This is a genomic window from Paludisphaera sp. (genome assembly GCF_037189885.1).
Classification (GTDB): Bacteria; Planctomycetota; Planctomycetia; order Isosphaerales; family Isosphaeraceae; genus Paludisphaera.
Genome location: NZ_JBBCIR010000030.1, coordinates 53254 through 67391 on the forward strand (window position 1 = coordinate 53254; position 14138 = coordinate 67391).

Genomic DNA, 14138 nt, shown 5'->3' on the forward strand with positions numbered 1-14138 from the left:
GCGCCGCCGCGACCTCCATCATACCCGACGGCCCCCGGCGGGGGCGCGGCGAAGCGGGCGCGAGGCCCACCGGGGTCGCGGTCGTGGCGGTTATCTAGACGTTCGCGCGCCCGCCGTTATTCTGGTAAGCATGAACGACGATCCGATCAAGTTCCGGTGTTATCGCTGCGGCAAGCTGCTGGGCGCCTCGCCTCGGCGCGTGGGGGCCGTGGTATCCTGCCCGCGTTGCCGCGCCGAGCTGCAAGTGCCCGCCCCCTCCGATCAGGAGCCGGGGCCCGCGACTTCGACGACGGCGGGCGAGGAGGAGGTCGCCGTCGAGCCCGATTTCTCGGCGATCGTGGGGACGACGACCGTCGAGCCCGACATCCCGCCGATCCGGATCGACGCCGACCCCCCCGCGCTGGCGCCGACCCCTCCCTCGCCACGGCCCGCCGACGTGATCCTGCCCCCCGGTGTGGTGATGGCGTGGTCCCTGCTGGTGCTGATGGCGATCCCGATGGCCTTCGTGGCGGGGCTGCTCGTGGGTCACTTCATCTGGAAGTGAATGGCCGGCGCTCTGTGGAAAACCGGACGAGATAGCGGTGACGAGCATCCCCTCTCCCCTCGTGGGAGAAGGTGCCCCGGAGGGGCGGATGAGGGGGGACGCGACCGGGGAGCGTCGGAGCGTCTTTCGTGGCGCGGGCGTCCCGCCAGCGCGTCGCGGGCCGGCGCGCGCGGCCGAAAAGGCCGCACCACAACAATCCCTCTGTTACGCCCCCTTCATCCGGCCTTCGGCCCCCTTCTCCCACGGGGGGAGGAGGGGGGACGCTCATCTCCTTGGCGTCGTTTTCTACAGGTCCAATGGCCGGGCTATTCCCCCAGCGTCAGGAGATATCGATACAGCGGCGCGGCGTGGAGGGCCTGGAGGACGCCGCCGGACGCGAGGATCTCGCGCAGTTCGTCCAGGCCGACGGCATGGACGCGGATCTCCTCGGTCTCCTCGGGGGCGGGCTCCCCCAACGGGACGACGCCGCGAGCCAGGAACGTATGGCTGAGGTTCGTGTGGGTGCCGGGATTGGCCGAGAGCGTCGTCAGGCGGGACCACTCGCCGCCTCCGTGCCCCGTCTCCTCCAGGAGTTCGCGGCGGGCGGTCTGCTCAAGGTCGGCGTCGGTGGCGTCCACGACGCCGGCCGGGAGTTCGTAGTGGACCCGTCGGGAGCCGTGCCGGTACTGGCGGATCAGGACGACGCGTCCGTCCGGCGTGATGGGGACGACGTTCACCCAGTCGGGATACTCGAGGATGTTGTAGTCATCGATGATCGCGCCGTTGGGCAGCCGGACGCGGTCCTGGCGGACGGTCAGCCATGGACGCTGAATTAGGTGGCGCGATTCCAGCACGTCCCACGGGCGCGGGTCCTGGTCGTCTTCCTTCAGCAAGCCGCGGCCCCTTCGTACGGTTTCTTCCTTGCGGCGATGAACGCGGGCCGCCGGCGCGGCCGTCGCGAGGGAGCGACTGTAGGCCCGGCGCGTCCGGGAGGTCAAGGCGATTCGAGGCCTGGGGGACGCTAGCCTGGTCTCTCCAGCAGGCACGGACTTTCCCGCCGCGGAAATAGCTTCGAGGTCTTCATGGCCAGATCGAGCGAGGAGGTGATGGCTGCCATCCGGGACTTCGAGTCGGAGGACGGCAACTGGTTGGGTCTGGAAGTACTGCTAGACAAGCTGTTCGAGACTGGGGTCGGTCGGGAGGGGATCGAGGCCATGCTCGCCCTCCTGGAGCGGAACCCCACGGAGGATGGCGCGGGCGTGTTCTGGTCGATCGTCCATGGACTCGAATCCCTGCCCGATTACGAGCCGGCCCTTGTTGAATCCGTCCGGCGAGCACCGGCGGCTCTTTCCCTGGTCATGATTGGTCGGCTGCTCAACGCTGGGGCGGCGGAGGTCGGTGGAATCCGGTTGACATCGCTGCTGCGTGAAGTGGAGGACAATGAAGAGATCGCGCCGGATATCCGAGGGACGGCACAAGGGCTCCTCGAACGGCATGCGACCTAGGTCGGGTTCGCCCCGCCGACCGTCGGAGTGAGGCCGCATGCCGTCTCGGGGCGAAACCCGGAGATCGGATTTCCGATGCGCCGGCGAAAAGAATGGACTCGCGAGCCGACGGCCGTTATCCGAATGCCCGGAGAAATTTCCGAGATTCTTGAAATCTCCCGGACGCGGACGCGGACCATACGGTTGTTTGATGAAGGTGCTCTTTGACAACCCGGAAGCACTTCAAGATCGAGGGAGCGACGGTCTCCGTGGCTCACGACGTACGTCAACCCGGCCTCCCCAGGAGAGATTCGTTACGCGGGCCATGGTGGATGACCTCCGCGCTTCCGAGAGGGGGTTGCCGCGTCGGTCGTGAACCCTCGCGGTTGCCACGGCCCGACTATTTCCCCCTGTCGTCCGGTCCTCCCGCGCGCGGCGAAGGAGGGACGCGCGTGGCGGTGTCGAGGGATGTGGCGTCGGGCCGAAAAATAGAATGGAGTTCGACGAACGAAGCCAACGCGAAAAGGGGTTAAGTCCATTTTGGTTATAGGTTTGTGTAAACCGCGGCGGTTGCCGCGGCGCGCGAACGAAGCCAACTTTCGCATGCCCTCGCCACGGACGATCCGACGACTTTCATGCCAGTCCTTCGGGCGAGCCACGTCGGGTCGGGGTGGCACCGACTCTAGCATGACCGACGGACGCGGCGTCGGGGAAATATCACCACGAAACCGACGAACGAAGCCAACTGAGTTCATCATTAACCAATAGTCAGTCAACAACTTGTGGAGACGGAGGCGGGAGACGCGGCGCGCGAACGAACCCAAGCTTCGCGTGTCGTCGGGATGGCGGCGGCGGGGGGCGTCGTGGCATACTGGAGGCTCCCGACACCCCGACCGACGGCCGCCCCCGGCGCGGCGCACGCGAGGCCGAGCATGGACCCCGTCCATCCCGACGAACTCTCCGCCGACGACACGCGCGGCGTCGCCCGGGTCGTCCAGAAGCTGCGCAAGGCGAGGCGAGTCCTTGCGGTGACGGGGGCCGGGATGTCGGCCGACTCGGGCCTCCCCACCTACCGCGGCGTCGGCGGCCTCTATCGGTCGGATCGCCTCACGCCGGCCGGCGTCGCGATCGAGGAGATCCTCTCCGGGCCGATGTTCGAGGCGCGCCCGGAGGTGACGTGGAAGTACCTCAAGGAGATCGAGCGCGCCAGCCGCGGCGCGCGGCCGAACCGCGGGCATCAGGTCCTGGCCGAGATGCAGGAGCACTTCGACGCCATCTGGATCCTGACCCAGAACGTCGATGGCCTGCACGCCGCGGCGGGGTCGCGGAACGTGCTGGAAATCCACGGCGATCTGCACGACATCCGCTGCACGGCCTGCACTCGCCGCGAGCGCGTCGGGAACTACGACGGCCTGGGGACGCCCCCGCTCTGCCCGGACTGCGGGGCAGTGATGCGGCCCGACGTCGTCCTCTTCGGCGAGAGCCTGGACCCGGCGAAGCTACGCCGGCTGGAAGCCGAGATGGCGCGGGGCTTCGACGTGGTCTTCAGCATCGGCACCAGCAACCTGTTCGACTACATCGTCGCCCCGCTGCGGATCGCGCAGGCGGCCGGCAAGACGACCGTCGAGATCAACCCCGACCAGACCGCCATGTCCGGGCTGGTCGAGGTCAAGCTGCATGCCCGCGCGGCCGTGGCGCTCGACGCGATCTGGGACGGCCACCTGGAGTGGTGGCCCCACACCTAGGCGGCCCCGGTCTCACGGGACGGGGACGTGGTCGAGGATCTTCCGCAGCACGTCATCGACCGACAGGCCCTCGGCGTCGGCCTCGTAGCTGACCATGACCCGGTGCCGCAGGACATCCAGCGCCAGCGACTTGACGTCGTGCGGCGTGACGTAGTCTCGGCGGGAGAGCAGGGCGCGAGCCCTCGCGACGCGGACGAGCGAGATCGTCCCGCGGGGGCTGGCGCCCAGCTCGATCAGCGGCGCGAGGCCCAGGCCGAAGGCCTCCGGGTCGCGGGTCGCCCGGACGAGGTCGACGACGTACTCCTTGATCGCGTCGGCCACGCGGACGGCGGCCGTCAGCCGTCGCAGCCGGATCACGTCGGCGGGATGGAGCAGGGGGGCATCGCCGACGGGCGGGGCGTCGGGACGCGGGCCGCCCGCGACGCTGGGGAGGTCGAGCATGGCGATCTCGGCCGCGCGGTCGGGGTAGCCGACCAGGATTTTGAGCAGGAAGCGGTCGAGCTGGGCTTCCGGCAACGGGTACGTCCCCTCGTGCTCGATCGGGTTCTGGGTGGCGAGGACCCAGAAGGTCTCGGGCAGGAGGATCGTCTCGTCGCCGACGGTCACCTGGCCCTCCTGCATCGCCTCCAGCAGCGCGCTCTGGACCTTCGCCGGCGCGCGGTTGATCTCGTCGGCGAGGAGGACGCTGGTGACGATCGGCCCGGGGCGGACGTCGAACGTCCCGGTCGAGGGGCGGTAGATCTGCGTGCCGGTGAGGTCGGCCGGGAGCAAATCCGGGGTGAACTGGACGCGGCGAAAGGGCAGGTCGAGCGCCCGCGCCAGCTCGCGGACGACGCGGGTCTTGGCCAGCCCCGGCACCCCTTCCACCAGGACGTGCCCCCCGGCAAGGAGCGCGACGATCAGCTTCTCGATCAGCGGCTTCTGCCCGACCACCACGGTTTCCAGGCGGCCGACCAGTTCGTCGAGGCTGCGATACGCGTCTTCGAAGGCGAGGTCGGGCGAGGCGGGGTCGGGGGTCGACATGAGGGGCGGTTCGCCGAGTATCGGGGGCGGGCCGTCCTTCGCCGGAGAACGGCGACGAGGACGCGACTTTCCGACCGGGGTCCGAGCGTCATGGGGAAGGCCGGCAGCCCCCCCCTCGGCCCGGGAGGGGGGAGGGGACAAGGCACCCTCCCCCCCTCGGACTCGCGGTCGCGACGGGCGGCCGTCACTTGGACTCGCGGCGACGCTCGCGGAGCTTGCGCAGGATTTCCGAGGCGGCGTCGCTGGTGTCCTTGAATTGCTGGTTGGGGCCGGCGCCCGTCGCGGCGGGGCCGGACTTGGCGGCCTTCTCGGCGTCCTTCTGTGCCTTCTTGGCGGCGTAGAAGGGGTTCGATTCGTCCATGAAGTCCTCGACCGGCTCGTCGTCCTCCTCTTCTTCCTCTTCCTCCTCGTCTTCGTCCTCCTCGTCCTCTCCGAGCGAGTCCTCGATCTCGTCCTCTTCTTCCTCTTCTGGTTCGCTCTCTTCTTCTTCCGCCGCGGGGGCCGGCTTGGGAGCCGGGGCCTCGCCGTCCTTGAAGGCGGCGATGGTGATGGTCTCGCCGCCGTAGACCTGCGCCGGCACGTCGGAGCTGCCGCCGGTCGCTTCGCCGACCAGCCAGGCGTCGATGTCCTCGTTGAGGACGTCCTCGGGGGCGGAGCGGGACTCGGGCTTGGCGGCCGCCGGCGAGGGGGCCGCGGCGGCGGGCTTGGCGGGGGCCGGCTTGGCGGCGGCGGGGGTCGCGGGCGCGCCGGTGATCTGCACGGCGAAGGTGAGCGGGCCGACCTGCACGAGGTTGCCGTCCTTGAGGACGCAGGGCTCGGTCAGGGCCTTGCCGTTGACGAGCGTCCCGTTGCGGCTCCCCAGGTCGGCGACGGTGACGACGCCGTCGGCGATCGAGAATTCGGCGTGCTCGCGGCTGACCTGCTCGCTGTTGGGCCGCAGGTGGCAGGTCTCGCCCCGCCCGATCTTGAATTTCGAGCCCGTGAGGGGGATGACCTTACCCTCGGGCTTGCCCCGGACCACGATGAGCTGAACTTTCATGAAAACCGTCCCGACCTTATCGGTCTTCAACGATTGGGGGGACCGACGTCCGCACGCCTCGCTCGCAAACCGCCAGGGCCATTATCGCCGAACCCGCGCCCGAAAAGATATGCGCCGCGGGCCCCTTGAGGGGGAGTATTTCCCGGCGCGGACTTCGTCGCCGCGCGCCTCAATCGTTCCAGGGACGGACGCGAGGCCCGCCGGCCCCAGGCCGCTTCGGACCCCTGCGACATTCTAACGGATTCCTTCGGAAATCAAACCCCCCGCCAGGGAAGCCGGGAGGCACCGCCGACTCCCTTTCGATCGGCCGGGGAGGGGGTCGGGAGTCAGCGGAAATCGGGGATCGCGGTCGCGGCGTGATCGGTTAGTCTGGGGCCTCGACCCCGGGGACTCGGAGCGGGAGCATGATCCGGAGATGGTCGCGCGGCGTCGCGGATGGCCACATGGCGGAGGAGATCCTGGTCCGCACCGGCGACGCCGTGCGCCGGCATCCCTGGTGGTCGGCCCGCGCGCGGCTGACCCTGACGCTGTTGCGTCGGCTGGGGATCCGCCCCCCCGCGCGCGTCCTCGACGCCGGCTGCGGCTGGGGAGTGACCCTGGAGGCGCTCGAGGCCGCCGGGTACCGCGCGGCCGGGCTCGACGTCTCGCCGCGGATCCTCGCCCGCCTGGACCGGCCCGGGCGCGACCTGATCGAGGCCGACCTCTCGCGGACGACGGCCGATTGGGACGCCCGCGAGGAGTTCGACGCCGTGCTCGCGCTCGACGTGATCGAGCACCTCGACGACGACCGGGGCGCCGTCGCGACGTTGGCCGAAATGGTCGCGCCGGGGGGCGCGCTGCTCCTGAGCGTCCCGGCGCGGCCCGAATTTTTCTCGGAATTCGACGCCATCCAGGGGCATCGCCGGCGATACGACCCGGAGTCGCTCGCGCGGGCGTTCGAGGGCTCCGGGCTGGCCCCGCCGGCGATCCTGTGGTGGGGGGCGTGGATGGTCCCGATCCTGCGCCGACGCCTGGGCCGCGACCGCGCGCGGCCCGGCGACGACCCGGCCGAGATCTACCTGCGCCACCTGGCCCTCCCCCCCTGGCCGGGGCCCCTGGTCCTCCGCGCGGCCTACGCGGCGGAGCACCCCCTGGCGGCGCGGGGGCTACTCACGACGGGAACGTCCTTGTTCGCCCTGGCCCGCCGGGAGGGGTGATCGAGCGGCGACGTTTCGATCGACCACGGGTGGAGCGCCAGGTGCCTCGCCTCGGTCGCGCCGGCTCCCGCGCGATGGTCAATGATGGCCTTCCCCCCGGAGGGGGAAGGTGTCCAGAAGGGTCGGATGAGGGGAGAACGAGCACGACGGGCATTGGAGTTCGGTATGGCCTTCCTCGGCCGTCGGCCTGGGCACTGGTCGCGAGCTCTTGCGCCTTGCGGGCGATCTCCCCCATCCGACTCCTTCGGCGTCTAGCTTCCCCGACCAGGTGGCGAGACCGTTCGCGTGGCCGTCGGCCGATCCGCTCGCCGCGGGTTCATTACCTGGCGGCCGGCTCGCCGGTCTCGATCGGGGTGTCGTCGGCGTTGCCCCATTCCGACCACCCCAGGTAGTAGTTGCGCGTGGGGTGGCCGAGGCGCTCCAGGACGAAGGCGTCGACCGAGGCCCGGCCGCCCCCCTGGCAATGGGCGACGGCCGCCTCGCCCGGCTTGAGCCCGGCGGCTTCGAACTTCGCGCGGAGCTGGTCCAGGGGGAGGAATCGTCCCTGGTCGTCCACGAGGCCGGCCCACTCGACCGGGCACGCCCCGGGGATGCGGCCCCCTCGCTTGCTCCTGGCCTCGGCCCCCGTGTGCTCCCCTTCCGTCCGGGCGTCGACGATCTTCGCGGCCCGGCTCTCCAGCAGGCCGAGCACCTGCTCGCGGGTCGCGTGGCGGTCCTCGCGGAGGGCGATCGGGAACGGCTTCGCCTCGGGCGCGACGGGCTCGGCGGAAGTTGGCCGGCCCTCGGACCTCCAGAGCGGGAAGCCGCCGTCGATCAGCGCGACGTTGTCGACGCCGAGGTAGCTCAGCAGCCACCAGAGGCGGGCGGCGTCGAGCTGGCGCTTCGCGTCGTAGACGACGACCTGGGAGCCGGGCTCGATCCCCAGGCCGGCGACCCAGTCAGACCAGGCGTCGGGATTTTTGAGGCCTCCGGGCGCCGCGGCGATGGCCTCGGCCTTCTTGACGTCCACCCAGACGGCGCCCGGGATGTGGGCCTCGTCATATTCGGCCTTCGGCCGGGCGTCCAGCAGCCGCAGCTTCGGGTCGCCCAGTTGGGCCTGGAGGGCGTCGAACGGCAGCAGGGTCGCCGCGCCCGAGGGGTTCAGGACGCGGCGGGCGCGCTCGGCCGACTTCGTTTTCGCCGGGTCGGTCAGCGCGGCGCGGGCGTCATCGTCGAGGTCCTCGGGCTTCAGCTGGCCGGCTTCGAGGGCGTCGACGACGGCCTCGCGGCGGTCGGCGTCGCGGACCAGCGCGGCCACGGCGAAGGCCTTGTTGCCGGGGGTGAGCCGGGGGAGGGCTTCCACCAGCGCGGGGACGACGTTGGGCGAGGGGACGTCCGCCAGGCCGCAGACGGCCCCCTGGTGCAGCTCGGGGTCGACCCCGGCGGCCAGGTAGCGGACGAGTTGATCGCCGTGGGCCTCCCACGGGGCGACCCCCAGCATGCGGAGGGCGTCGTAGCGGGTGCCCGCGCGGATCTTCTCGTCGTCGGTCATCTTGGAGGCCAGCTCGATCGAGCGATCCCAGCGGGCCTTGAGCGCGGCGTCCTCGCCGATCACCTCGGCGAAGCGGGCGGCCGGCATGGGGCCGGTCATGCTGACGCCGTTGATGAGGCCGCCGCCGATCACGACGGACTGCCAATCCTCCAGCTTCGCGTCGGGGGCGTCGGCGGGGAGGGAGACGTCGAGGATTTTCCGCATCTCGTCGGCGTCGTCGCGCTTGCCGGCGGCGATGGCGACGCGCCAGATCCAGGGGATGCGGCGGTACTGCTCGGCCTCGTCGTCCGTGTCCAGCCCGTCCACGAGGGCCGCGATCAGCTCGGCCGAGCAGTCGGAAAGCTCCTCGATCAGCTTGCCGCGGCGGGCGTCGGGCGTCTTCGGGTCGAGGATCGCGCCGGCCGCCTGGGCGGGCGTCGGGGGCGCGTCGGCCACGGCCTCGGGGGCCGCGGGCGCGACGGCCCGCGCCCCGGTCTCGGCGGGGGTGAGGACGATGGCGCGGACGTCCGCCAGCGCGTTGTTGATGGGGCCGTCGGCCCGCATCTCGACGCGGTGGACCGCCTGGTGGAAGACCTGATGCGTCAGCGAGGCGCGATCGTACTGGTCCCATCCGCCGGTCCCGGGGACCACGCCCCGGTACTTCTGGCGGCCGAGGGACAGCGTGTAGGCGTTGCCGGCCGAGTCGTCGGCGCAGGCCCACTCGATCGCCACGTCGAACATGGTGCCGTGCGGGACCCTGAAGGTCCACGCGGCGTAATCGGCCGGCGCGTGCCAGTAGCCGAGGTTGCCGTGCTCCCCCTCGTACACGAGGTTCGGCCCGTAGATCTCGGCGTTCTCGGCCGTGAGCCGGATGACGCCGTCGGGGCCGGGCTCGACCGTGGTCGGCGTGTTCCCCTCCTGGGCCTTGGGGCGAGCCGAGCGACGCGCCAGGAACGCGACCACGTCGGCCACGTCGGTCGGCGTCATGTCGTTCTCCAGCCCCTCGGGCATGAGCGAGCGGCCCGAGGAGACCAGCTCGTCCAGGTCGTCGCGGAGCACGACGTCGGCGGTGCCGTCCTGGCGCTTCAGGGTGATGGAGCTGGCGGTCTCGGCGGCGATCAGGCCGGAGAGGGTCCGCCCGTCCTGCAGCGCGGCGTCGTAGGCGACGTAGCGGGCGTCGACCTCGCGGTTGGGATCCAGGATCGCGACCAGGAGCGAGTCGGCCGACACGTCGGTCAGCGCGGCCAGGTCCGGGCCGACCTCGACGCCGATGTCGTCGAGCTTGTGGCAGGAGGCGCAGGCGCGCTGGAAGACGGCGCGGCCGCGGGTGGCGTCGCCGGGGGTCGTCTTCACCTCGGCGTAGCGATCCAGGACGTCGTCTCGCGACCCGATGGCCAGCGCCCCGAAGGCGGCGTTGGCCCGCTCGCGAGACACCTCGGCGCCGGACTTCAGGAGACGCTCGCGGTGCTGGGCGCCGATCTGGGAGGGCTTCACCCGGCCGGATTCGACGGCCGCGAGCAGCGCGGCCACGGACTCCTCGCGGGCGATCAGGGCGTCGAGCGCCTCGATCTGGGCGGCGGGGCCCAGGCGGGACCAGCGGGCCAGCACGGCCTCGGCCGACTCGGCGTCCCCCATGCGGGCCAGGGCCCGGATGGCGGCCGACTGGACGTCGCCGGGCTCGGCGGGGTCGAGCCGATCGGCGATCGCCTCGCGGTCGGCGTCGCGGGACTCGGCCGAGCGGCCCAGGAGGCGCAGCGCGGCCACGCGGTCGGCGCCGGGGGCGGAGGCGTCGGCCGCGACGGAGCGGGCGGCGGCGGCCAGCTTCAGGACGGCCGGGTCGCTCGCCAGGGCTTCGTCGCGGGCCGCGTCCAGCAGCTCCGCCGTCGCGCCCAACCGCCAGCGCTCTGGCCTATCCACCCCGCCGGCGATGAGGGCGACGGTGGCGGCCAGGCCCTCGCGGTCGAGCGTGCCGACGGCGGTGGCGATCAGGGGCTCGACCAGGTCCGAGCGCGGGCCTTCCGCGCCGGCCTCGGCCACGAGTCGCTCGATCACCGCGCGGGCGTGGGGGGTGGCCGAGCTGAGGACCGCGGCGCGGAGCCAGGGGTCGCCGCCGTCGCGGGCGGCGATCGCGCCGAGCGCCGCGCCGGCCTCGGGGGCCTCCCACTCGCCGAGGCTCAGGGCGACCTGATAGCGGACGCGGGCGTCCTCGTCGTCGGCCAGCTTCAGGACTGCCGCGGCGATCGCGGCGTCGCCCGCGAGCCGGGACTCGGCGACGCGAGTGGCCTCGCGACGGACGCCGGCATGTTCGTCGGCCAGGGCGGCGGCGAGGACGTCGGCGTCGAGAAGGCCCAGCACGTCGAGCGCGGCGACGGCCTGCGCGCGGGCGGCCGGGTGCTCGCTCTCGCGGGCGACCTTCGCCAGCGGGGCCTTCGCGGCCGGGTCGCGGCGGTGGTCCAGCAGGCGCTGGGCGGTGTCGCGGACGGTGCCGTTGGGCGTGTCGATCGCGGCGGCGAGATCCGGCGTGGCCATCGCGGCGAGGTTCGCGACCGGGCGCAGGGGGCGACCCTCGGGGACGACGCGGTAGACGCGGCCCATCTCGGCGCCGGCGCGGACGTCCAGGGTCTTCAGGGCCTCGGGGCTGATCCAGCGGGGGTGTTCGATGACGAAGCGGTACATGTCCACGACCCACAAGGCGCCGTCGGGGCCGGTGCGGACCTGGACGGGGCGGAACCAGGAGTCGGTGGAGGCGAGGAATTCGCGGTCCTGCTCGTCGTCGGCGCGACGCCCGGTGAAGGTCGCCCCTTCGGGCTCCAGGACGATCCGACGGACGAGGTTGTGGACGCTCTCGCAGGCGAAGCCGTCGCCGTAATACTCCTCGCCCAGCAGCGGGTCGCGGTGGACGAGCGGGCTGCACGCGCTGGTGACGCGGTTGGCGGCCCAGGGCTCGTTGTATCGCGTGAGCGTGCGGCTGGCGGGGAACAGCTTGCCGGGGTCGGCGTCGCCGGGGGGGATCACGGACGGCGCGGGGGAGGGGGCGCGGGGGTTGCGGCGGACGTAGTGGTCGGGGAGCGGATAGTGCTGCAGCAGGATGCTGTTGTTGCCGCCGAACTGGTTCCCCCAGTCGTCGTGGACGCGGCCCTGCTGGGTCAGGCCGGTGGCGGGCTCGAACTCGCCGGTGTCGGGCTTGAAGCGGAAGTCGCGGCCGCCCACGTCGATGTCCTTGCCGGAGAACGTGCCGCGAATCCGGCCGCCGATCAGCCCGTTGGCGCCGTAGACCCAGCCGTCGGAGTTGTAGCTCAGGCCGTTGACGCGGGCCTGGTAGTTCTCGGTGGCGAAGCCCTCGTAGAGGGTCTTGCGGACGTCGGCCTTGCCGTCGCCGTCGGTGTCCTCGGCGTAGATAATCTCGGGCGCGGCGCAGATGAGCACGCCCTTGCGCCAGGCGAGGACGCCGGTCGGGAAGGCGAGGTCCTCGATGAACAGGGTGGAGGTCTCGTAACGGCCGTCGCCGTCGCGATCCTCCAGGACGCGGACCCGGCCGCCGGGCTTGTACTTGCCGTCCATGCCGGTGGGGTAGTCCAGCATCTCGCAGACCCAGAGCTTGCCGTCGCCGCCGAAGTCCACGGCGACCGGGCTCTCGATCAGCGGCTCGGCGGCCACCAGCTCCACCTTCAGCCCGTCCTTCACGCGGATCGTCTGGCGCGACTCCTCCGGCGATTTCGCCGGAGGGTTGTCGTCGTCATGCGCCTCGCCGGGGGCGGCGGCGGCCGGGGCCGCGAAGCCGTCGCCGACGACGCGGTGGAGGGCGTCGATGATGATCTGCTCCACCCCCGGCGCGAGCGCGGTCGGCTGGGCGTAGTAGACCATCGCCCCGCCCCCCTCGTAGCCGCCTTCCTTGAGAATGCGCTCCGAGGGGATGTAGCAGGGGGCGTCGTTGGCGTAGGCCGTGACCCACGTCCGCGAGGGGTCGAACTCCTTCTTGATCCGCAGGACGTAGTCGACGACCACCTCGCCGGGGAGGAAGGCCATCATCAGGCCGTCGCCGAACTTCCACGCCTGGACGGAGTAGGGGAGGGCCTCCGGGAGCTTGCCGTCGCGCTCCAGCCTCGCGAGCTGCACCGAGGCGTTGAAGCCCGGCGGGCCGCCGGCCGCGGCGAGCTTCTCCAGGTCTTCCTTCGTCGGCAGGGGGGCGAAGGGGAGCTCGATCCGCTCCATCGCCGCGGAGGGGGGGCCGACCAGCGGCTTCCACGGCCCTCGCATCAGCCGCGCGACCTCGTCGGCCAGGGCGCGGCCGTGGGTCTCGGCGTCGGCGGAGTTGCGGCGCGGGTTGGGGTTCGAGTCGGCCCCGCAGCCGACGACCGTCAGCGCGACGCAGCCGGGGTTGTCGGCCTCGATTCCGCGCTGGGCCGCGCCCGCCCAGTCGCCGTCGGCCTTGTTCTCGGCCGGGTCGATGGTGGTGCAGTGGCAGGCGTAGTTGGTCAGGATCGCGCGGACCTTGCCGTCGGGCGACTCGACCTTGAGGACGGGGAGGGCGTGGTCGACGGGCCCGCCGGCCGTGCGGCGGTTGGCCGCGAAGCCGACCTTGCCCTGCGCCCAGGAGAGCTTCGCCGGAGCGCGGTCGGCCAGGGCCTCCAGGCAGACCTTCTCCAGCTTGTCGACGAACGCGCGGGTGTAGGCGTCGATGCGCGCCTGCTGGTCCGGGGGGATCGGCTGGCCGAAGATGTTGGGGGCGACCCCCGTCAGCAGGGGCGCCGAGTGGGTGTGCGAGGCCCCCACGGCGAACCGCTCGCGGGGGATTCCGGCCTTCTCCTCCAGCCGCGCGGAGATCTCGTCGGCGAGGGCGGCGGAGACGCCCAGGCTGTCGACGGAGACCAGGATCGCGGGGCCCTGCTCGTCGGAGCCGATCGCCAGCGCCTTGGCGAAGATCGGGTTGCCGACTTCCGTCGACTCGGTCGAACGGGCGAGGTAGCCGTGGAGCCGGATGGGGCCGTCGGGGGAGACGTCGACGCGGGCGACGCCCACGTCGACCTCCTGGGACCGCGACGGGACGAGCCCGGCCGAGCAGGCCAGCGCGAGGCCGGCCGCCAGGCGGACGCCGAATCTCGGGAATCTGTTCATCGGGACCTGCCCTTCGTCCCCTTGGAGGTGTCCACCCGCGGGAAGTCCAGCGGGAAGACGTTCTCGCCCTCCGCCTTGACTTCGGCGTCCAGCGGGCCGCCGATCGTCGTGCGGGAGGGCTTCTCCTGGGGCTGGATGCTGAAGTTGTTGAGCTTGTCGCCCTCGGCGCGCTCGGTCGCCTCGATGGCGGAGACCTTGTACTTGCCGGGCGTGGGGCCGTCGGCCGCGGAGATCGTGAACGCGCCGTTCTCGACCACGCCGGTCGCCTCGGCGCCGTCCCCTTCGGGGCGGAAGGTCACGGACCCCTTGGCCAGCGGCTCGCCTTCCACGGTCACTTTACCGGAAACGGCCACGCGATTCCGCCCATCGCCGGATTCGTTGCAGCCGGCGATCCCGAGGCAGATCCCCATCGCGGCGAGGACCGCGCCACATCGTCCATTCATCAAGTTCGGCTCCAGGGCGCGGCCGTCGGGCGACGGCCGCGCCGGGGGTGGGGTGGGTCG

The 14138-nt window shown here is 71.8% G+C and carries 9 protein-coding genes; 4 read left to right on the plus strand and 5 right to left on the minus strand.

Annotation, left to right across the window (positions count from 1 at the left end; translation table 11 throughout):
- Positions 1-130: 130 nt before the first annotated feature.
- The gene (locus WG209_RS10815) at positions 131-544 is read left to right on the plus strand and encodes a hypothetical protein (RefSeq protein ID WP_337175051.1); all 414 of its coding nucleotides are present in this window, start codon (positions 131-133) and stop codon (positions 542-544) included.
- A gap of 305 nt (positions 545-849) precedes the next feature.
- Here WG209_RS10815 and WG209_RS10820 read toward each other — a convergent pair whose 3' ends face one another.
- Positions 850-1416, minus strand: coding sequence for an NUDIX hydrolase (locus WG209_RS10820; protein WP_337175052.1), 567 nt, complete (start codon positions 1414-1416; stop codon positions 850-852).
- Positions 1417-1605: 189 nt separating this feature from the next.
- Between WG209_RS10820 and WG209_RS10825 the strand changes: the two genes are divergently transcribed.
- Together WG209_RS10825 and WG209_RS10830 are read left to right on the plus strand one after the other, a co-directional pair.
- Positions 1606-2028, plus strand: a complete 423-nt coding sequence (locus tag WG209_RS10825) for a hypothetical protein (RefSeq protein ID WP_337175053.1) — start codon at positions 1606-1608, stop codon at positions 2026-2028.
- Between the two features lie 911 nt (positions 2029-2939).
- The gene (locus WG209_RS10830) at positions 2940-3752 is read left to right on the plus strand and encodes an NAD-dependent protein deacylase (RefSeq protein WP_337175054.1); all 813 of its coding nucleotides are present in this window, start codon (positions 2940-2942) and stop codon (positions 3750-3752) included.
- Between the two features lie 12 nt (positions 3753-3764).
- Here the strand turns inward: WG209_RS10830 and WG209_RS10835 are convergent, their stop codons facing one another.
- Together WG209_RS10835 and WG209_RS10840 are read right to left on the minus strand one after the other, a co-directional pair.
- Positions 3765-4775, minus strand: coding sequence for a MoxR family ATPase (locus tag WG209_RS10835; RefSeq protein ID WP_337175055.1), 1011 nt, complete (start codon positions 4773-4775; stop codon positions 3765-3767).
- A 184-nt stretch (positions 4776-4959) separates the two neighbouring features.
- Complete coding sequence (locus tag WG209_RS10840) at positions 4960-5814, minus strand: FHA domain-containing protein (RefSeq protein WP_337175056.1); 855 nt, start codon at positions 5812-5814, stop codon at positions 4960-4962.
- A 404-nt stretch (positions 5815-6218) separates the two neighbouring features.
- Here WG209_RS10840 and WG209_RS10845 point away from each other — a divergent pair, with 404 nt between their 5' ends.
- Positions 6219-7010, plus strand: a complete 792-nt coding sequence (locus WG209_RS10845) for a class I SAM-dependent methyltransferase (RefSeq protein ID WP_337175057.1) — start codon at positions 6219-6221, stop codon at positions 7008-7010.
- Between the two features lie 319 nt (positions 7011-7329).
- Here the strand turns inward: WG209_RS10845 and WG209_RS10850 are convergent, their stop codons facing one another.
- Together WG209_RS10850 and WG209_RS10855 are read right to left on the minus strand one after the other, a co-directional pair.
- On the minus strand, positions 7330-13635 hold the full coding sequence (locus WG209_RS10850; protein ID WP_337175058.1) for a PVC-type heme-binding CxxCH protein: 6306 nt from the start codon (positions 13633-13635) through the stop codon (positions 7330-7332).
- Positions 13632-14078 carry a hypothetical protein gene (locus WG209_RS10855; protein ID WP_337175059.1) on the minus strand — a complete coding sequence of 149 codons (447 nt, stop codon included), beginning with the start codon at positions 14076-14078 and terminating at the stop codon, positions 13632-13634. Before WG209_RS10855 ends, WG209_RS10850 begins: the two co-directional genes overlap by 4 nt.
- Between the last annotated feature and the right edge of the window lie 60 nt (positions 14079-14138).